Below are 19,773 nucleotides of genomic sequence, written 5' to 3' on the forward strand. Positions count from 1 at the left end.
AGAGTTATGAATCACAAAATAGCGCTGATTACCGGCGGAAACCGCGGCCTGGGACGTAATGCAGCCCTGACACTGGCCGCACGCGGCACGCATATTGTGTTTACTTACCGAAGTCACGCTGATGAAGCGCAGAAAGTGGCAGAGGAGATCGAAGCGCTGGGCGTGCAGGCGGCTGCGCTGCCGCTGGACGTTGGCGACAGCAGCCAGTTCGCTGCCTTTGCACAACAGCTTACGCAGACGCTGCAGCGCGTCTGGCAGCGCGACCGGTTCGATTTTCTGGTGAATAACGCCGGTCATGGTCACTATCAGCTGCTGACCGATACCACTGAGGCGGAGTTTGATGCGCTGGTCAATGTGCACCTGAAAGGCCCGTTTTTTCTGACCCAGGCGCTGCTGCCGCTGCTGAACGACGGCGGCCGTATTCTGAATATCTCCAGCGGGCTGACCCGTATCACGCAGCCTGGCTCCGGAACCTATGCCGCAATGAAAGGCGCCATGGAGGTGCTGACGCGCTATCAGGCGAAGGAGCTGGGCGCGCGCCGCATTCGCGTCAATATTCTGGCACCGGGCGCCATTGAGACTGACTTTGGCGGCGGACGGGTGCGCGATACGCGTGAACTTAACGCGCAGATTGCGTCCGTCACCGCGCTGGGGCGGGTCGGGCTGCCGGACGACATCGGGGACGCTATCTGCATGCTGCTGAGCGAGGAGAGCGGCTGGATCACCGCCCAGCGCATTGAAGCATCGGGCGGTCAGGCGTTGTAATCGCCTGCTGACGTAAGAGCGGCGCGTCAGAGCGTGATGGTACCGTCGATAACCGTTACCGTCTGGCCGCCGATCCAGATCGCCTCTTCCGTATAGGTAACGTCAATACGGCCGTTGCGCTGGATCGCGCTGCCCTGGCGCGCCCGGTAGCTGCGCGTCTGGCCCTGGGCCGCCAGGTAGCGAGCCAGACAGGCGTTGGCGCTGCCGGTGACCGGATCTTCAGTCAGGCTGCCATTCTCCACAAGCAGCGCGCGGACCTCATACTGCTCCGGTTCCCCCGGCGGCAGCGCGCCGAAAATCAGCGCGCCGCTGACGCCCGCCCGCTGCTGCAGCTGCTGCAGATCGGCCACGGAAGCTGTGACGTCGACGACCGCCTGCGCGCTGCTGAGCGGGATCAGCAGCCAGCGAATACCCATATCCGCTACGGCAGGCGACTGCGTCAGATCAAAGGCCTCGCTGTTAAGCGCGCGGCTCATCAGCGCATCGCTGAACGGCGTCAGGGTTGCCGCAGGGGCAGCGAATGCCAGTGCGCCATCGGCGGCGATACGCACCTCAACCAGTCCGACACCGCACTCCTGAACAATACAGCCGGCGTTTTTCCGCGGCCAGCCCGCTTCCAGCAGCGCATGGGCTGTACCCAGCGTCGGGTGACCGGCAAACGGCAGCTCACCCGAAGGGGTAAAAATGCGGATGCGATAGTCCGCCGCGCTGCTCTCTGGCGGCAGCACAAACGTGGTCTCTGACAGATTGGTCCAGCGCGCAATCGCTGCCATCTGTTCGTCAGCTAATCCCTGTGCATCCATAATCACGGCCAGCGGATTTCCCCGAAATGCCGTTGCGGTAAAGACATCCACCTGTTTAAACGCCACTCTCATAACAATTCCTTTTCTGTCAGCCAATATGTGGAATGATACCCTGCGCATGGTAAAAGCGCGCTAACAGGGCTATGAATAGATTAATAATTCTGCAGGCGGAGTCCGCGATGTTAAAAATTTTAGGCCGTAAAACGTCAATCAACGTGCGCAAGGTGCTGTGGCTCTGCGCTGAGCTGAATATCACCTATAAGCATGAAGCCTGGGGCGACGAGGGTCTGTCGCTGCATGCACCGCAGTTTATGGCGCTGAACCCCAACGCCCTGGTGCCGGTCATCATCGACGACGGGCTGGTGATATGGGAATCCAACGCTATTCTGCGCTACCTGGCCAACAGCTACGGTGGTGCATGGCTCTATCCGGAGGAGCCGCGCTTACGCGCGCCGGTGGATCAGTGGATCGACTGGCAGGCTACCGAGCTTAACACCTCCTGGCGCTACGCCTTTATGTCGCTGGTACGAAATTCACCAGCGCATCAGGATCCCCGTCTGCTCGCAGCAGCGGTGAAAGGCTGGACGCACACCATGGGGATACTCAATCAGCAGCTGGAAAAATCGGGCCGCTATGTGGCCGGGCGTCACTTTAGCCTGGCGGATATTCCCATTGGACTGGCCGTAAACCGCTGGTTTGAAACGCCGCTGGATCACCCCGATTTTCCGGCAATACAGACCTACTATGAGCGGCTGACCGAGCGCCCCGGATTTACCACCTGGGGACGCAACGGCACGCCTTAAGACGCAGCAGGGGCAATGCCGCTCATCTCGCACGCCAGAGCACCCGTGCGCGCTAAGGCACGGGTGTAACGCGCGTCGAACGGATAACAGCAGGAGAGGCGCAGCGCATGCCGGTAGCGTTCGCTCAGCGTGTAGAGCGCGCCTGGCGTGACGCAGATCTGCTCCTGCAGCAGACGATTAAACAGCAGCACGGTATCAATCTTACCCGGCAGCTCGACCCAGAAGACAAAGCCACCGCGCGGCAGCGTGGCGCGTGTTCCCTGCGGAAAATGGCGCGCCAGAATGCCCCGCGCCGCATCCAGATTTGCCGCATAGCGCCGGCGCAGCGAGCGCAAATGATGATCGTACCCCCCGCTGGCGAGGAACTCTGCCAGCGTCTCGCTCAGCAGCCGCGATTCAGTCATCGACGAGACCGCTTTCAGCCGCGCAATGCTGGCATGAAACCGGCCCGCGGCGGTCCAGCCGATACGAAAATCAGGCGCCACGGTTTTGGTAAAGCTGGTGCAGTAAATCACCCAGCCATCGCGATCGAACGCCTTAACCGGCGGTGACTGCGGCCAGTCAAACTGCAATTCATCGTAGAGCCCGTCTTCAATCAGCGGAATGCGATAGTGATTCATCAGCGCAGCGAGCCGTTTTTTGTTCTCCAGCGGCATCACGTAGCCCAGCGGGTTTTGCGCGCCCGGCATAGCGATCAGCGCCTGAATGCGCTGCTCCTGCAGCAGCATCTCCAGCGCGTCCAGCGAAAGACCGCGCTGCGGATCGGTGGGGATCTCCAGCGCTTTCAGTCCGAGCGAGGCGAGCAGCGGAAACAGGAAAAAATAGGTGGGGGATTCCAGTCCGATACAGTCGCCGGGCTGCGTGACAGCGCGCAGCGCCAGCTGCAGCGCCTCCATGCAGCCGTGGGTCAGGGTAATCGCCTGAGCGGTAAGGTTCAGTCCGGTATGCACGCTGCGCCGGGCGATCTCCTCGCGCAGCCGCTCGCTGCCGGGAGGCAGCGCATAACGACCGATAATGTCGCCCTGGCGCCGGATCAGCGCGGCGGTGATACGGCCCAGCTTCGCTGAAGGAAAAAGCTCACTGTCCTGCGGACAGGCCAGCGAAATATTGGTGTAGTCGGGATTATTCTGCGCGGCAAAAACCTGTTCAATCAGCGCCAGCTTCTGTGCATCCGGATCGCCACTCTCTGCGGTGGGCGGCTGCGGCTGCAGCGTAACGGCAGGCAATACGCCGCGAACGTAATAACCTGACTGCGGCCGCGCCTCAATCAGGCCGCGATCTTCCAACAGTTGCCAGGCGCTGATCACGGTATTTACGCTGAGCTGGTGCGACTGCGCCACTCGCCGGATAGCGGGCAGGCGGGCACCCGGCCGCAGCGAACCCTGATGAATAGCGTCGGCAAATTTTGCTGCCAGCTGCTGGTAGCGCGGTTGATCGTCAGTAAACGCGAGGGACACAATGGCCTCCGGAAGTGACAGGTACAAAGCAGAAAAAGTGTGACTGTACCCATTACAATACTGAATTGCTGTCTCTGTTGCCATTGCGGTGACGGCATTACGATGGAGTCAGCTTATTCAGTCCGGAGAACGTCTATGCTCGATCCCGCCTTTTTCAGTTATGTCACCATCATGTCTATTACGCCCGGCCCGAACAATCTGCTGCTGGCCACATCAGGGGTCAATTTCGGCTTTCGTCGCACGCTGCCAGTGCTGGGCGGTATACTGCTCGGCTGCGCGCTGCAGATGCTGCTGGCAAGCGTGGCGCTGGAGCTGCTGCTGACGTGGATGGCAGCCGTGCGCCTGCCGCTGACGCTGGCGGGCTGCGGCTATCTGCTGTGGCTGTCATGGAAAATTTTTCGCGCCGGTGCGCCGCAGGCCAGCGTCCGTCCGCGTCCGATGACGCTGCTGGGAGGCATGGCTTTTCAGGCGGTTAATCCCAAGGCCTGGCTGATGGTGACCAACGTTGCGCTGCTTTACGCCAGCAGCAGCAACGTCTGGCTGGTGCTGACCGGTTTTGCCGCGCTCAATCTGCCCTGCATTCTGCTCTGGGCAGCGCTGGGCGATCGGCTGCGGACGTACCTGCAGACGCACTGGAAGCGGCGCCTGTTTAACACGCTGATGGCGCTATCGCTGCTGGCAACGACCGGCTGGATGGGGTATGACGCGCTGAGCGCAATATAGAGCAGGTGCGCCGGGCGGCGCACCTGAGCAGTCAGCTATTTGCCGACCACGTGAGCGGTGATCCGCGCTTCGTCGTTTGCCGCATGCGAGGTGATCACCGGCTCATATTCCAGCTGCAGTATGCGACTGGTATCGGCCAGTACTTTCTCGGTCAGCGCCACGTCACCATTGAGCTTGCGGCCCCATGATGGAATAACGGCCCGGATTTTAGTCTGCCACTCCGGTGAGCGCATCTGCTCAGGGAAAGCTTTAGCCATCAGCTCCAGCATAATCGGTGGCGCGGTCGATGCGCCTGGTGAGGCGCCCAGCAGCGCAGAAATAGAGCCATCAGCAGACGTCACCACTTCAGTGCCGAGGCGCAGCACGCCGCCTTCCAGCTCATCATTTTTGATGATCTGCACGCGCTGGCCCGCCGTGACCAGGCGCCAGTCTTCCTGTTTCGCCTGCGGCACATAGGCGCGCAGCGCCTCCATGCGATCGGCATCGCTCTGCAGCACCTGATCAACCAGATATTTCACCAGGTCAAAACTCTTCAGGCCGACCTGCATCATCGGCAGCAGGTTGCTGGTGTTCATCGCGCCAAACATATCCAGCAGCGAACCCTGTTTCAGGAACTTAGTGGAGAAGGTGGCGAACGGGCCAAACAGCAGCACCTGTTTGCCATCCAGCACGCGCGTATCAACGTGCGGCACTGACATTGGCGGTGCGCCGACGCTGGCTTTGCCGTAGACCTTGGCCATATGCTGCGCGACCACATCCGGATTTTCAGTGACAAGGAAAGAGCCGCCTACCGGGAAGCCGGCGTAACCTTTAACCTCAGGAATGCCTGACTTCTGCAGCAGCGGCAGCGCCGCACCGCCGGCACCGATAAACAGCTGGCGGGTAATCAGGGTGCGCTGTTCACTGGTATCCAGGTTCATCAACGTAACCTGCCAGCGGCCATCGTTCAGGCGCACCAGGTCACGCACTTCCTGCCGCATACGCAGGCGGAAATGCGTTTTTTTCTCCAGGGCGGCGATCAGCTGACGCGTCACTTCACCAAAGTTGACGTCTGTACCCATATCGGTCCAGGTGGCGGCTACCTTCTGCTGCGGATCGCGTCCTTTCATCACCAGCGGGATCCACTGCGCAATCTGATCGCGATCTTCGGAATAGCGCATGCCGCGAAACAGCGTGCTCTTCTGCAGCGCCTGGAAACGCTTGCGCAGGAAGTCGACGTTAGCGTCACCCCAGACAAAACTCATGTGTGGCGTGGTATGGATAAAGCTTTTGGGATCCTGCAGGTTGCCTTTCTGCACGTGATACGCCCAGAACTGACGCGACATCTGGAAAGATTCGTTGATGGTCACCGCTTTAGCGATGTCGATCGAACCATCCGCCTTTTGCGGCGTGTAGTTAAGCTCTGCCAGCGCGGCGTGACCGGTACCGGCATTATTCCAGCCGTTAGAGGACTCCACTGCGACGTCATTCAGACGCTCAACCATTTCAATGGACCAGTCTGGCTCCAGCTCCTGCAGCCAGGTGCCGAGCGTAGCGCTCATCACGCCTGCGCCAATCAGCAGGACATCAACTTCTTTCCGTTCCTGACGTTTTGCACCATCCATTGCAGCGCTGCTCAGCGCCAGGTTTACCGCAGTGTTGCTCATGAGGCGACATCTCCTCTTCTGTTGACCTGAAGCTCAACAGGTTGGCAGGCAAAATAGCCGCGCGGCTTACGCGCGCTGCGCTATCTCAAAGGGTTAAGACTCAGGTTAAGCCAATGGGGCGATAACGGTTAACTACACGTTATGCATATGCTTCTGAATATAACATTCTCGTATTGGAATTAAACGTTTGTTTATTTTTTAAATGCCGAAATGATTCAGCATAAGAATTAATCAGCCTGAGCGGCAGCTTATAAGATATTTTTATCCGCTAATCAGCAGGTTATGCAGATATCAATGTTATGTAATTGTGACGAGGTCGCAGAGGTTGAAAGTTGAACAGTGACAGGTATCACAAAATAACATTCTGAATAATAAGAAATATTTATGGTGAGCTGGAAACGGGGATTTTTTATTGCGTGATATGTCGCCCGTTTGTGTAAAAATAGTGTTACATTTCTGTGATTCTGATTTTAACGGGCGAAGCGTTTGAGAGAGGGGTCAGCGCATCTGAAACCAGCGACGCCAGATAAAACGGATAACAAAAAACTCCAGCGTGCCAAGCAGCAAAAACCACAGGCAAAATACCAGCGTATAGAGCTGGTTGAGATCCTGGAGGTGTAAGCTCTGCTGCAGTCGCTGCGCCCATATCAGACCAAAAGAGGGGGCGGGCAGCAGAAGCGCCGAAAGAAAGCCCAGCAGCAGGATCCCGCCTGGAATAATCAGTGTTTCGAAAGGGTTTTTCATCGCTCTTTTCCTGTCAATATTGCGCGTGCATTAGCGCATAAAAGGGGCGGGCAGTGCAATCTGTGAATCAGATGACGCCAGGAAATTTCTGCGATTCCATCAACTTAGCGTTAAAAATAGCGGCAGTTAAGAGTTATAGCCTTTGCTATACTTAAACCCCTGATTTTGTTGTCTTTTTTTTGGGGTATTTGCATGCTAGACTGCGCGCACTTTTTTATGACTGACTTATTAATACGAACAAAGCAGAGGATTTACGCATTTGTTCGCTAACTGGCTAAAAACCCATGACATTCATCGCAACCCTGATCCTGGCTTTTGGCATGTCAATGGACGCCTTTGCCGCTGCACTGGGTAAAGGTGCGTCGTTGCACCGTCCGGGTATAAAAGAAGCCTTACGCACTGGCCTGATTTTTGGTGCCATTGAAATGCTGACGCCGCTGATCGGCTGGGCAATCGGCCTGGCGGCCAGTCACTACATCATGGCGTGGGATCACTGGGTGGCCTTTGGTCTGCTTAGCGTACTGGGCGGCCGTATGATTATGGAAGGTTTCCGCCAGACAGCAGATGAGCCCTGCGAAGCGCCGCAGCAGCACGGCTTTATGGTGCTGGCGCTGACGGCGGTTGCCACCAGCCTTGATGCGCTGGCCGTCGGCGTCGGTCTCGCTTTCCTGCAGGTTAATATTTTGTTCACCGCGCTGACCATTGGTGCTGCAACCACGCTGATGGCGACAACCGGTGTGCTGGTGGGACGCTTTATCGGCCCGGTGCTGGGCAAGTGGGCAGAAGTGCTGGGAGGTGTGGTCCTGATCTGTATCGGCAGCACGATTCTGATCGAGCATCTGGGATTGATGAGCTGAACGTTAATTTTGTGATCTGGCTCAAATAAAATTGCATGAAAAACGCGCTGTCGCTATAATTTGCGCGTAATTTTTCAACAATATTTGAGTCAGGTGTTTCATGAAAGCTTTTTTCCGTTATGTGTTTCGCGCCTATGTCGCAACCTTTAAACACGTACCGCCGGGCGCGCTTTCTTAAGCGTCCAGAGTTACCCTCGATAATCGCCTTCAGGGATCGAAGGATGATTATCACCTCTCATCTTTGTCCTTTCCCGCACGCAGACTGACACAAACCTTCACCACTTTCTTTGCAGGTCATACCGCATTTCTGGCTGGCTTTTGATACGCTGCGCGCCATTTCTTATTATAACGAGGCGGTTATGCAGCTTTGCAGTTTTTATCTGATTGATTGTGCACGCAAAAGCTATGGCATCGTGCAGAAAGAGGGTGTGGTCGATCTGGGGCTGCGCTTCGGTGACGTCTGTCCCGACCTGAAAACCCTGCTGGCGCGCGGTGGTATCAGCGATCTGGCCGCATTTGAGCATCTGCCAGCGGATCATGCGTTTAGTGCCATTCGTTTTCTGCCGGTCATTGAGCAGCCGGGAAAAGTTTTCTGCGTCGGCATGAACTATGCCGATAAACGTAAAGAGTTTGCGGAAACGCTGGAAGCGCCCACGCTGTTTGTCCGTTTCGCTGACTCACTGGCGGCGCACGAACAGCCGCTGCTGAAGCCTGCGACTACCGCAGAATTTGACTACGAGGGCGAGCTGGCTGTGATTATCGGCAAAGCCGCCTCGCAGGTGTCGGCAAGCGACGCGCTGGCGTATGTGGCGGGCTATAGCTGCTTTATGGATGCCACTGTCCGCGATATGCAGTTTACCTGGTTTACCGCCGGAAAAAACTGGCAGCAGACCGGCGGCTTTGGCCCGTGGATGACCACGGCTGATGAGATCCCCGATCCGCAGCAGCTGGCGATCAAAACCTGGCTTAACCAGCGCGAAGTGCAGAACGACACCACGGCCAGTATGGTGCATCCGGTGGCGAAAATTATTGAGTATATCTCTGCGTTTAGCCCACTCTCGCCGGGAGACGTTATTATTACCGGATCGCCCGGCGGCGTCGGCAAAAAGCGTACGCCACCGCTGTTTATGTTCCCGGGTGATGAGATTGAAGTGGAGATTGAAAAAATCGGTCGTCTGCGTCACCGGGTGGTCTGACCGTAACCCGGCGCTGCTGCCGGCAGGGTGATCGTTTACCGGCGATAGCGTATTATCTCTGCACGGGTGATGGCGTACCACCCGATCCAACCGCCGCTGTTTTCAGACGGCTGATGACGCCTGACTATACGCTTATCCCTGCGCGGAGAGGGCGGCGGGTCAGGCGTTTTTCGTTTCCTGCTGCCGTTACGCGCGCTTCATTCCGGAGATCAAATTATGCTGAAGTCGCTGTGTGCCGTAATCGTCGGCGGAGCTGCTGGCTGCACCCTGCGCTGGCTTATCTCGCTACGTTTTAACGCGCTGTTTCCTGATTTGCCGCCAGGCACGCTGATCGTCAATCTGGTGGGCGGTTTCATTATTGGCGCCGCTCTGGCGTGGTTTATGCGCTACCCGCAGCTCGATCCGGCATGGAAACTGCTGATCGTTACCGGTCTGTGTGGCGGACTGACCACGTTTTCTACCTTCTCAGCAGAAATTGTCAGCCTGCTACAATCAGGTAAATACCTGTGGGCAATGTCGAGCGTGATGGTGCATGTCGTGGGTTCGCTGCTGATGACCTTTGCGGGCTTTGCAGTGGTTAACCTGCTCGGCTGAGCGCCCGCCAGCGGCCCGTCAGGGAGGATTCTGTTCAGACGCAAAGGAGCGTAACCATGCCGGGCAATCCACTTTTCCTTAATCTGGTCCTGCTGCAGGGCGAGCCTGCAGCAAAGCTGCGCGCGGCGCAGGATGCAGGGTTTGATCAGGCTGAAATCTGGCGCGAGGATGTGGAAAAGATGGAGACGGCGCACTTAGCGCACTCCGCGATCCGTTTCACTAATCTGCAGGTGCTGCGCGATTTTACCGGCGCGCCGGACAGCGAGCGCCAGCAAAAGCGTGAGGAGCTGCAGCAGTTTATCCGGCTGGCGCGTGCGATTGGCTGCGACACCATTCAGGCGCCTGCCACCACGCGACAGGATTGCATCCCGGAACGCATTGATGACGATCTGCGCTGGCTGGCGGCGGAAGCGGCGCGCCATGAGATGCGCATCATGTATGAGCCTATGGCGTGGAGTAGCGTGGACAATACGCTGCCGCTTGCCTGGCAGCGCCTGCAGCGTCTTGATCTGCCTAATGTTGGCCTGGTGGTGGATCTGTTTCATATCTGCGCGCTGGGTGGTGACGCGTCGCACCTTGAGGGCATCCCGGCCAGCCGTATCTATGAAGTCCAGCTGTGCGATATGGCTGAACAGCCGCCGCAGAATAATCAGGCGCTGAGCGACTATGCGCGTCACCAGCGGCTGCTGCCGGGCGACGGCATTATTGATGTGGCCAGCTTTGTCAGTCGCCTGCAGCGAGCCATTTATGCTGGTCCGGTTGGCATTGAAGTATTCAATGACCAGCTGAAAGCGCAGCCGGCGGCAGAGAGCGCACGGCGCGCCTGGCAGGCGCTGAATCGCTGCTGGCGCTAATCCTGCAGGCACTGCGCAATATAGGTTACCGCCTCTCTTGCGCCCTGCGGCGAGATGGTGTGGCCGGTGGTGGCTTCGAAAGCGGCCGTTACGTTAACGCCTGCCGCCTGTAACCGGCTGACGGCGGACGCTGTTTCGCTGAAGGGGATCACCTCATCCGCTTTGCCGTGGATCAGCAGCGCGGAAGCGCAGGGCTGCGGGGTTAGCGGTTCGTCGAATGCCAGCCGGCCGGAAAATGCCACCACGCCGGCCAGCGGGTAGCGTCCTGAAGCCAGTGCATCCAGCGCCATGATCGATCCCTGCGAGAAGCCGACCAGAATAACGTTTTCCCAGGCATCCGGCATGCCGTGCTGCGCCATCAGGCGCTGCAGCGTATCATCAAATGCATCGCGCGCCGCACGCACGCGCGCCGGACGATTCTCCGGCGTAACGCCGGTCAGGCTGAACCACTGATAGCCCATCGCATGCTCAAATGGCCAGGGCGCGTCGGGGGAAGCAAACGCCACGTCGGGCAGCAGCCCGCTCCAGTGCTCACCGAGCACCGCCAGATCGTCACCGCTGCTGCCAACGCCATGCAGAAAAATAACCAGTGCTTTTGCCATGCCTGCTCCTTAAAAACCGTACGCTGCCATATCCGGCCCGGCGGGCACGATGCCGTTGGGGTTCAGAGCGTTAATCGAATAGTAGCCCTGTTTGATATGGTCCATGTTCACCGTCTGTCGTATGCCCGAGACCGCCAGAACGCTTTTCAGATAGCGATCCAGCAGCGGATAGTCGCACAGACGACGCAGGTTGCATTTGAACAGGCCATAGTAGGCGGCGTCAAAACGAATCAGCGTGACAAACAGCCGGATGTCGGTTTCAGTCAGGCGTTCGCCCAGCACAAAGGTACGGCCATCTTTCAGCAGCGCTTCCAGCTCGTCCAGCTGCGCAAAAACGTCGCTGAAAGCCTGCTGATAACTTACCTGGGTAGTGGCAAAGCCGGTACGATAAACGCCATTATTTAACCGGGTGTAGATCGTTTCATTCAGCGCATCGATCTCCGTGCGCAGATCGGCAGGATAGAGATCCAGGCGATCGTCAGCCAGATCGCCAAAGCCGCTGTTCAGCATGCGCAGAATATCGGCCGACTCGTTATTGACGATAGTCTGCGTCTTTTTATCCCATAGCACCGGGACGGTGGCGCGTCCGGTAAAAGCGGCATCGGCGCGGGTATAGAGTTCATGCAGATACTCAGCCTGGTTCAGCGTGTCGCGCTGCGCCCCCGGATAATCGCCAAAGCGCCAGCCGGCGCTGCCCAGCTGCGGTTCAACCACGGAAACAGTAATCACCTGTTCCAGACCTTTCAGGCTGCGCGCAATCAGCGTACGCGATGCCCACGGGCAGATCAGCGCCACGTAGAGATGGTAGCGATCCGGCTCTGCGGCAAATTCGGTTGTGCCATCAGCACTGATCCAGTGACGAAACTGCGAGGTCTGTCGTACAAATCCACCCTGCCGATCGGTGGCCTGTACCGGATGCCAGGCTTCACTCCATTTGCCATTCACTAACATAACGCTGCTCCTGTGTAATCAGGGCGCAGAGAGTAGCGCGCCGCGGGCCTGGTGATAATCCAGGCAAAACGGCTTTCATTCTTTCCGAAATGGAAGTAATCAGGTGGACGGCTGATGGAGGAAGTGGCTGGCCAGAAAGTCGATCAGCAGCCGGGTTTTCTGCGCCAGAAAACGGGCAGAGGGGTAAAGTGCAAACAGCCCCATGGGCGGCGGCGCAAACTCCGCCAGCAGCGTAACAATCTCCTGACGCTGCAGAGCGGGCGTGGCGATAAAGCCGGGCAGGCGGGCGATACCGAGCCCGGCGACGGCAGCGTGCAGGCACGCTTCGGTGTTGGAAAAACAGAGGCGGCCGCGGATCGGTACCGTGGCGCTGTCGCCTGCAGCCGTGACAAAAGGCCAGTTCCACGGATCGCGAAAGTTGGTGTCGCTGATGCACTGGTGTCGGGCGAGATCGCGCCAGTGCTGTGGCGTGCCATGCCGGAGCAGGTAGGCCGGCGATGCGGCAATATGTACCGGCACGTCACCCAGTCGCCGGGCGATCAGGCTGCTGTCATCGAGGCGGCCGATGCGCACCGCCAGATCGAACCCTTCATCCACGATATTGACAGCGCGATCGGAAAAGCTGACGTCCAGCTCGATTAGCGGATAGTGACGGGCAAACGCGACCAGCACCGGTGCCAGTACCGCCGTTCCAAAGGTGCCAGGCGCGCTGATACGCAGCCGGCCAGAGGGCAGGCTGGCATTTTCGCGCATAGCGTCATCCAGCGCATCAAACGCATCCAGCAGCGTTTTAATGCGTTCATAGTAAGCGCGGCCCGCATCGGTCGGAGAGAGCGCCCGCGTGGTACGTTTGAGCAGCTGAACGCCCAGCAGCTGCTCAAGCCGCGACACCAGCTTTGACGCCTGCCCGCTGCTGGCGCCAAGGCGCATTGCCGCAGCGGCAAAGCTGCCCGTCTCCAGTACAGCGACAAACATCCGGTCACAATCAAGTCGATCCATCTTCTCTCCAGGCAGGCCAAAGCCAGAGTATACGCATCAACCGGCGCCCCCGGGCGGGAATTCCGTCGCAGGGAGCGCATTAATGCGTCCCTGCCCGCAGCCCGCACCGCGCCGGCGTCATCGCGTTTCGCACGCGGATTAACCCGGGCGCCATAAATGGCGTCATCACGTTCCGCCCGCGCATTAACCCAGGGCGCCATTAATGGCGCCCCTGCGGGGGCATCGCAGGGGGTGCATTAATGCGCCCCTGGCCGCAGCTCGCACCGCCCCTGCATTGCATCATGGCGGGAAAGGGCGTCGTGACGTATCGTATACGCATTCATCCGGGCGTCATAAAGGGCGCCCCTGGCCGGGAGAGCTGCATGTCACTGCATTTTCTATCATCACTGACGGAGATCGCGGCTGCTGAATGGGACGCGCTGCTGCCTGACGATCAGCCCTTTTTACGCCACGCCTTTCTGACCACCCTTGAGGAGAGCGGCAGCGTGCGCGCTGAAACGGGCTGGCAGCCGGCACACCTGCTCTGGCGGGAGCAGGGCAAAACCGTCGCTGCGCTACCGGGCTATGTTAAATCCCACTCGCGCGGAGAATATGTCTTCGATCAGGCCTGGGCCGAGGCGTGCCAGCGCGCGGGGATCCGCTACTACCCCAAATGGCTCGGTGCCGTTCCGTTCAGTCCGGTAACGGGGCAGCGTCTGCTGGGCGAAGCGTCCGCCATCACTCAGCTGCTGACCGCGCTGCCGGACGCGCTGCTGGCGCGACAGATAAGCGGGGCGCATATCAACTTCACCACGCCGCCCGCCAATGCCCTGATCGCAGAGCAGTCCGACTGGCTGATGCGCCTCGGCCTGCAGTATCACTGGCACAACCGTCACTACCGCGACTTTGCCGACTTCCTTGATACGCTGATGTCGCGTAAACGCAAGCAGCTGCGCAAAGAGCGGGAGCTGGTGCAGCAGAGCGGCTTTGTCTTTAGCTGGTATCGCGGTGATGAACTGCGGGAGGATCAGTGGGATTTTGTCTACACCTGCTACGTCAGCACCTATGCGGTACGCGGCCAGCGTCCTTACCTGACGCGTGCATTTTTCAGTCTGCTGGCAGAGCGTATGCCGCAGGCGATTCGCGTGGTTATCGCCACGCTGGATGAGCGGCCTGCCGCGATGGCCTTTTACCTGTGCGACAGCACCACGCTTTATGGCCGCTACTGGGGCTGTCTGGCAGAGTTTGACCGCCTGCATTTTGAAACCTGTTTCTATCAGGGCATGGAGTTTGCTATCGCAGAAGGGCTGCAGCGCTTTGATGCGGGAGCGCAGGGTGAGCACAAACTGGTGCGCGGTTTTGAGCCGGTGATAACGCACTCGTGGCACTATCTGGCGCATCCGGGACTGCGCGCGGCGGTGGAGGATTTTCTGCAGCAGGAACGGGCAGGGGTGCACGACTGGGCCGATGAGGCGCGTGCAGCCCTGCCGTTCCGGCGCGGCGATTAATCGGTGCCGACAAAACCGCCGGTCTGATGCTGCCACAGGCGGGCATAGAGACCGTTCTGCGCCAGCAGCTCGTGATGATTGCCCATCTCCACGATCTCCCCCTGCTCCAGCACCACCAGCCGGTCCATCTTCGCAATGGTCGACAGACGATGGGCGATAGCGATCACCGTTTTGCCCTGCATCAGGCTCTCCAGGCTCTCCTGAATGGCCGCTTCCACTTCAGAGTCCAGCGCCGAGGTGGCTTCATCCATAATCAGAATCGGCGCATCTTTGAGCAGCACGCGGGCGATAGCGATACGCTGTCGCTGACCGCCGGAGAGCTTGACGCCGCGCTCACCGACGTGCGCCTCCAGCCCGGTGCGCCCCTGAGAATCAGAGAGCAGCGGAATAAACTCATCGGCACGCGCCTGCGTGATGGCCGCCTGCAGCTCCGCTTCCGTGGCGTCGGGACGACCATAGAGCAGATTGTCGCGGATGGAACGGTGCAGCAGTGAGGTATCCTGCGTGATCATACCAATCTGCCCGCGCAGGCTCGCCTGAGTCACATCCGCAATGTTTTGATCGTCAATCGCAATGCGGCCGCCGTTGAGGTCATACAGGCGCAGCAGCAGATTCACCAGCGTGGATTTACCGGCACCGGAAGGGCCAATCAGGCCGATTTTTTCACCCGGTTTAATCGTCAGATTCAGCCGGTTAATCACCTGACGGTTAGTGCCATAATCAAAGCGCACATCTTCAAAGCGGATCTGACCGCGCGTCACCCGCAGCGGTGGCGCCGCCGGCGCATCCTGGACGCTGAGCGGCTGCGCAATAGTACCCAGCCCATCCTGCACCATGCCGATATTTTCAAAAATACCGTTCACCACCCACATGATCCAGCCTGACATATTCACCAGCCGGATCACCAGCCCGGTCGCCAGTGCAATGGCGCCGACGCTGATCAGCGACTGGCTCCAGAGCCACAGCGCCAGCCCGGAGGTGCTGACAATCAGCAGGCCATTGAGCGCAGAGAGCGTGATGTCCATGCTGGTCACCATGCGGCTGGCGTGGCGGGTTTTGTCGGTCTGGTCCTGAATCGCCTCGCGTGCGTAGCGCTTCTCCAGATCGGTATGCGCAAACAGCTTGATGGTGGCAATGTTGGTGTAACCATCCACAATGGTGCCCATCAGGCGCGATCGCGCCTCTGAAGAGACCACCGACCGCTGCTTCACGCGCGGGACAAAAAAGCGCAGTGACAGGCTGTAAGCGATCAGCCAGATTACCAGCGGGATCATCAGCCGCCAGTCCGCTTCTGCAAACAGCACCAGCGAGGTACCGGCGTAAATCACCACATGCCAGATGGCGTCCACCAGCTGTACCGCTGAATCGCGCAGCGCGTTGCCGGTCTGCATGATGCGCTGGGCGATGCGGCCGGCAAAATCGTTCTGAAAGAAGTTCAGGCTCTGGCGCAGTACATAGTTATGATGCTGCCAGCGGATCATGCTGGTCATGCCGGGGTTGATGCTCTGGTGAACCAGCAGGTCGTGCAGGGCGATCACCACCGGCCGCAGGATCAGCGCCACCGCCGCCATCCAGAGCAGAGTCGGCCAGTGTTCACTGAAGAGCGTCGCCGGCGTGGCATGGCTGACGAGGTCGATAATGCGGCTGAGATAGCTGAACAGCGCCACTTCAATCAGCGCCTGCGCCAGGCCCACTACCAGCAGCGCGGCGAAACCTGGCCATACCTGACGCAGATAGTAGCGATAGAACGCGCCGAGGGTGGCGGGGGGAGAATCCGTTGGTGCATCCTGAAAAATATTGATAAAACGTTCAAAACGGCGAAACAACATAGGGTCACTCTTTCCGGAAGGTCAGAGTTAACAGCTTAGTGCAATCAGACGGAGATCACGGATATGGAGATAAAGATTCGCGGCCGCGAACCGCGCGACGCCGCGGCTTACCAGCGTCTCTACAGTCAGCCAGAGGTATATCGCTGGACCACGCAGCTGCCCTTTCCCAGCGTGGCCACGTGGGAGAAAAAATTTGAGCGCATGGACGCTGAAGGCTATATCGCGTTTGTCGCTGAGCTGGAGGGGCAGCTGGTAGGCGAACTGACGCTGTTTACCGAACAGCGGCTGCGCACCCGCCACAGCCTGAGCTTTGGCATCAGCGTTGATCCGGCGTTTGCCGGACGCGGCATCGGTGAGCAGCTAATCCGCACCGGGCTCGACTACGCCTTTAACTGGATGGGGATTATCCGCGTGGAGCTGGAAGCGTTTCATGACAACGCGCGCGCGCTGCGCCTCTATACGCGTCTGGGCTTTGAGCATGAGGGCGTAAAGCGCAAAGCGTGCCTGCGCGATGGCGACTATCACGATATTGTGGTGATGGCGAAACTGCGCGACCCTCAGTGACGCTGCGCGCGCCTTCTGAAGCGCACGAAAAGAAGAGCTGACAGCAGAGCCGCCGCACCGTACGGCTCTGCTGCGTTCTCAGGCGGGGCTACTGGCTCTTTTTAACGTAGTTCTGCATATTCTCTTTGGTGACCAGCTCAAACGGGATCCAGACGTGAGAAGCGACTTTTTCACCGGCAATCAGCTTTTGCGCGACCTCAACAGAGGTTTTGCCCTGGCCGATAGCGTCCTGAAATACGGTGACCTGAATTTTATCCTGCGCCAGCGCCTGCAGACCATCCGGCGTGGCGTCAATGCCGCCAATCAGCAGCTTTTTGTTGCTTTTTGCCAGCGCCATGGCTGCGCCAATCGCCATCTCATCGTTGTTCGCCGCGACAATATCAATCGTCTCGCCGTTGCCAAGCCAGTTAAGCATTAAATCCATGCCTTCGTTGCGCGCATAGTTAGCCGGCTGTTTCTGCACCACTTTCATGCCGGGATATTTTGCTACCACCTGCTCCACATCTTTCGTGCGCTGCAGGGCACCGGCATCAGTGAGATTGCCGATCATAATCGCCACATTGCCTTTGTAATCAGCCATTTTAGCCAGCGCTTCCATCTGCAGCGTGCCCGACTCACGCTCATCCGAGCCCACGAACACCACTCCCGGCGGCAGCGTTTTATCGCCCGGCGTACGGTTCACATACACCAGCGGAATTTTTGCCTGCTGTGCCAGACGGGTCAGCTGCGGCGTGCTGGCCGAGTCCACCGGATCGACAATGATGGCATCCACGCCCGCGCCGATAAAACTCTGTACCTGATCGGTCTGACGGCCGACATCGCCGCGTGCATCTTCAAACTGCACCGCCAGCCCGCGCGCTTTCGCCTCTTTATCGATCGACTGGCGGATGATGGTTAAAAAGTTCTGATCAAAGTAGGCCATCGACACGCCGATTTTATCCGCCAGCGACGACGCAGAAGCCGAAAGCAATCCCACCAGCAGCACCGCTTTTACTGTTTTCATTGCGTACTCCAGAGCATGAGAGAAGAGAGGATGGAACAAATGTTTCAGTAAAATTAAAAATGACCTGTTGCAACCATTTGAGACTACGATCGGCGCGCAAGCCTGACAATCTGCCGGTGCGCGTTTTGCTGCCGGGAGCACAGATCGGCTCCCACATAGCCAGCGCCAGCCGCCTTTTCTTTCGCCTGGCGCACACTCTGCGGCGGTCACCGGAGAAAGATCGGCAATCTGTGCGGCACAGCACGCGGCATTGTGCCAAACGCTGAAAGCGGGACCGTTTTTAACCTGCCGATCCCTGCAACCGCACAATGACCGCGCACCAGCCCGCTTTCTATAGTTGCTGAACAGTAAAGATTGCGCGGTATTGCTGATCCCTGTCGCATCGCGACAGGACGCTTCCCCTTTCAAGGAACTGAGCCTATGTTGCAACGTCAAACCCGCAGTGAAACCAGCCGTGTGCGCCTCTGGATCCTGTGTCTGATCCTGTTTCTGTCGGTGGTGGCCTATGCTGACCGTTCGATCCTGTCGATCTCCGGTTCCGCAATTAAAGAGGAGTTTGGTCTTTCAGCGATCCAGCTTGGCCTGATCCTCTCCGCCTTCAGCTGGGCTTACGTGATTGGTCAGATCCCCGGCGGCCTGCTGCTCGACCGCTTTGGCACCAAAAAAGTCTACGGCGCGACGCTGGTGCTCTGGTCGGTCTCCACGCTGCTGATGGGCTTTGTCGGTGAGTTCTCCGCCGGCGTAACCATGACGCTGACGCTGATGTTTGCGCTGCGTTTTGCGCTGGGGCTGATAGAAGCGCCGAGCTTTCCCGCCAACGCCCGCGCGGTCATTATGTGGTTTCCCGGAGCCGAACGCGGCCGCGCCTCATCGCTGTTTGCCTCGGCGCAATATTTTGCCGTCGCCATTTTTTCGCCCATCTCAGGCTGGCTGGTCATGCGGTTTGGCTGGGAGTGGCCGTTCTTTGTGCTGGGCACCATCGGCATTCTGGCCGTGTTTGGCTGGATGGCGTGGATGCACACGCCGCGTCAGCATCCGCGCGTGACAAAAAGCGAGCTGGACTACATTGAGCAGGGCGGTGCGCTGGTGGATATTGATGCCGCAGAGACGCTGAAAGCCCGTCCTCCGGTCGATAAACGCATGTTTAAACTGCTGCTCAGCAGCCGCATGCTGTGGTGCGCCTATCTGGGGCAGTACTGCACGATTGCACTCAGCTACTTCTTCATTACCTGGTTCCCTATCTATCTGGTTCAGGCGCGCGGCATGAATATCATGGATGCCGGTTTTGCCACCATTGCGCCGGCGCTGTTTGGATTTCTTGGCGGCATCAGCGGCGGTTTCCTCTCTGACAGGCTGCTGGCGCGCGGCTGGAGCCTCTCCTGGGCGCGCAAGGGGCCGTTTATCGCCGGTATGGTGATGGCGGCTTCGCTGACGCTGGCCGCGGTGATCCCGAGCAACGCCGGTATTATCGCTATCATGTCTTTCGCGTTCTTCGGCAAGGGCGTGGCGGCGGGCGCGGGCACCTGGACCATTGTCAGCGATACCGCGCCAAAAGAGGCGGTAGGGCTGGCTGGTGCCATCTTCAACGGTATCGGCAATATGGCTGGCTTCATCACGCCGCTACTGTTTGGCATTATTGTCGGCCTGACCGGCAGCTACAGCGTTGGCCTGCTGTTTGTTGGCGCGCACTGTATTATCGCGGCCCTGCTGTTTCTGCTGGTGATGGGACCGATTCAGCGCGCAGAGAGCCAGACGCCTGCGGGCCAGACGCGCACGCCGCGCCGTGAGCAGGGCGAAGGCGCTCTGAGCCGGTAGTCTGTTCACCGCCACCGGTAAAGGGCACCAGCGGGAAAATGTGCGCTTTACCGGCGGGCTCACAGCCGCACAAAACGCCTC

The 19,773-nt window shown here is 58.8% G+C and carries 19 protein-coding genes and 1 riboswitch; of the genes, 10 read left to right on the forward strand and 9 right to left on the reverse strand.

Going from position 1 to position 19,773, the window contains the following annotated elements; translation table 11 throughout:
• Positions 1–6: 6 nt before the first annotated feature.
• Positions 7–765 (forward strand): SDR family NAD(P)-dependent oxidoreductase, encoded by a 759-nt coding sequence (locus tag B4M48_RS05335; RefSeq protein WP_288656183.1) that lies wholly within the window; start codon positions 7–9, stop codon positions 763–765.
• A gap of 26 nt (positions 766–791) precedes the next feature.
• On the opposite strand, the gene B4M48_RS05340 is transcribed toward B4M48_RS05335, so the two are convergent.
• The gene (locus B4M48_RS05340) at positions 792–1,640 is read right to left on the reverse strand and encodes a PhzF family phenazine biosynthesis protein (protein WP_039381103.1); all 849 of its coding nucleotides are present in this window, start codon (positions 1,638–1,640) and stop codon (positions 792–794) included.
• Between the two features lie 107 nt (positions 1,641–1,747).
• On the opposite strand from B4M48_RS05340, the gene B4M48_RS05345 reads away from it, so the two are divergent.
• Complete coding sequence (locus B4M48_RS05345) at positions 1,748–2,371, forward strand: glutathione S-transferase family protein (protein WP_039381100.1); 624 nt, start codon at positions 1,748–1,750, stop codon at positions 2,369–2,371.
• Here the strand turns inward: B4M48_RS05345 and B4M48_RS05350 are convergent.
• Positions 2,368–3,828: a PLP-dependent aminotransferase family protein gene (locus B4M48_RS05350; protein ID WP_250341323.1), complete on the reverse strand. Its 1,461-nt coding sequence runs from the start codon at positions 3,826–3,828 to the stop codon at positions 2,368–2,370. The two genes, B4M48_RS05345 and B4M48_RS05350, sit on opposite strands and share 4 nt — an antisense overlap.
• A 135-nt stretch (positions 3,829–3,963) precedes the next feature.
• Between B4M48_RS05350 and B4M48_RS05355 the strand changes: the two genes are divergently transcribed.
• Positions 3,964–4,551 carry a LysE family translocator gene (locus tag B4M48_RS05355; RefSeq protein WP_039381094.1) on the forward strand — a complete coding sequence of 196 codons (588 nt, stop codon included), beginning with the start codon at positions 3,964–3,966 and terminating at the stop codon, positions 4,549–4,551.
• Positions 4,552–4,586: 35 nt separating this feature from the next.
• Here the strand turns inward: B4M48_RS05355 and mqo are convergent, their stop codons facing one another.
• Positions 4,587–6,197 carry a malate dehydrogenase (quinone) gene (gene mqo / locus B4M48_RS05360; protein WP_250341322.1) on the reverse strand — a complete coding sequence of 537 codons (1,611 nt, stop codon included), beginning with the start codon at positions 6,195–6,197 and terminating at the stop codon, positions 4,587–4,589.
• Between the two features lie 498 nt (positions 6,198–6,695).
• Positions 6,696–6,941 carry a DUF1158 domain-containing protein gene (locus B4M48_RS05365; protein WP_039381087.1) on the reverse strand — a complete coding sequence of 82 codons (246 nt, stop codon included), beginning with the start codon at positions 6,939–6,941 and terminating at the stop codon, positions 6,696–6,698.
• Between the two features lie 284 nt (positions 6,942–7,225).
• Between B4M48_RS05365 and mntP the strand changes: the two genes are divergently transcribed.
• The 4 genes from mntP to B4M48_RS05385 all read left to right on the forward strand — a co-directional run bounded on the left by mntP (position 7,226) and on the right by B4M48_RS05385 (position 10,442).
• Complete coding sequence (gene mntP, locus B4M48_RS05370) at positions 7,226–7,798, forward strand: manganese efflux pump MntP (RefSeq protein WP_039381085.1); 573 nt, start codon at positions 7,226–7,228, stop codon at positions 7,796–7,798.
• A gap of 359 nt (positions 7,799–8,157) precedes the next feature.
• Positions 8,158–8,994: a fumarylacetoacetate hydrolase family protein gene (locus tag B4M48_RS05375; RefSeq protein WP_071669293.1), complete on the forward strand. Its 837-nt coding sequence runs from the start codon at positions 8,158–8,160 to the stop codon at positions 8,992–8,994.
• Between the two features lie 56 nt (positions 8,995–9,050).
• Positions 9,051–9,124: riboswitch (Fluoride riboswitch) on the forward strand.
• Between the two features lie 86 nt (positions 9,125–9,210).
• Positions 9,211–9,588, forward strand: coding sequence for a fluoride efflux transporter CrcB (gene crcB / locus B4M48_RS05380; RefSeq protein ID WP_145339910.1), 378 nt, complete (start codon positions 9,211–9,213; stop codon positions 9,586–9,588).
• Between the two features lie 56 nt (positions 9,589–9,644).
• The gene (locus B4M48_RS05385; protein WP_288656191.1) at positions 9,645–10,442 is read left to right on the forward strand and encodes a sugar phosphate isomerase/epimerase family protein; all 798 of its coding nucleotides are present in this window, start codon (positions 9,645–9,647) and stop codon (positions 10,440–10,442) included.
• Here B4M48_RS05385 and B4M48_RS05390 read toward each other — a convergent pair.
• The 3 genes from B4M48_RS05390 to B4M48_RS05400 all read right to left on the reverse strand — a co-directional run bounded on the left by B4M48_RS05390 (position 10,439) and on the right by B4M48_RS05400 (position 12,994).
• Positions 10,439–11,044, reverse strand: coding sequence for an alpha/beta hydrolase (locus B4M48_RS05390; protein ID WP_094112041.1), 606 nt, complete (start codon positions 11,042–11,044; stop codon positions 10,439–10,441). The genes B4M48_RS05385 and B4M48_RS05390 overlap by 4 nt on opposite strands.
• Before the next feature lie 9 nt (positions 11,045–11,053).
• Complete coding sequence (locus B4M48_RS05395; protein WP_039381074.1) at positions 11,054–11,995, reverse strand: glutathione S-transferase family protein; 942 nt, start codon at positions 11,993–11,995, stop codon at positions 11,054–11,056.
• A gap of 99 nt (positions 11,996–12,094) precedes the next feature.
• A complete protein-coding gene (locus tag B4M48_RS05400; RefSeq protein ID WP_288656193.1) occupies positions 12,095–12,994 on the reverse strand; it encodes a LysR family transcriptional regulator in 900 nt (299 codons plus the stop codon).
• A 362-nt stretch (positions 12,995–13,356) separates the two neighbouring features.
• Here B4M48_RS05400 and B4M48_RS05405 point away from each other — a divergent pair, with 362 nt between their 5' ends.
• On the forward strand, positions 13,357–14,481 hold the full coding sequence (locus B4M48_RS05405; RefSeq protein WP_039381070.1) for a GNAT family N-acetyltransferase: 1,125 nt from the start codon (positions 13,357–13,359) through the stop codon (positions 14,479–14,481).
• Here B4M48_RS05405 and B4M48_RS05410 read toward each other — a convergent pair.
• Positions 14,478–16,310 (reverse strand): ABC transporter ATP-binding protein, encoded by a 1,833-nt coding sequence (locus B4M48_RS05410; protein WP_039381067.1) that lies wholly within the window; start codon positions 16,308–16,310, stop codon positions 14,478–14,480. The two genes, B4M48_RS05405 and B4M48_RS05410, sit on opposite strands and share 4 nt — an antisense overlap.
• A gap of 63 nt (positions 16,311–16,373) precedes the next feature.
• On the opposite strand from B4M48_RS05410, the gene B4M48_RS05415 reads away from it, so the two are divergent.
• Positions 16,374–16,874 (forward strand): GNAT family N-acetyltransferase, encoded by a 501-nt coding sequence (locus B4M48_RS05415; protein WP_071669262.1) that lies wholly within the window; start codon positions 16,374–16,376, stop codon positions 16,872–16,874.
• A gap of 88 nt (positions 16,875–16,962) precedes the next feature.
• On the opposite strand, the gene B4M48_RS05420 is transcribed toward B4M48_RS05415, so the two are convergent.
• Entirely contained in the window at positions 16,963–17,877 is a 915-nt protein-coding gene (locus tag B4M48_RS05420; protein WP_039381064.1) for a sugar ABC transporter substrate-binding protein, read from the reverse strand.
• A gap of 420 nt (positions 17,878–18,297) precedes the next feature.
• Between B4M48_RS05420 and B4M48_RS05425 the strand changes: the two genes are divergently transcribed.
• Complete coding sequence (locus B4M48_RS05425) at positions 18,298–19,692, forward strand: MFS transporter (RefSeq protein WP_039381061.1); 1,395 nt, start codon at positions 18,298–18,300, stop codon at positions 19,690–19,692.
• The last annotated feature ends 81 nt before the right edge of the window (positions 19,693–19,773 follow it).

Origin of the sequence: Pantoea sp. UBA6567, assembly GCF_002434165.1 — a bacterium.
Lineage (GTDB): Bacteria > Pseudomonadota > Gammaproteobacteria > Enterobacterales > Enterobacteriaceae > Pantoea > Pantoea eucrina.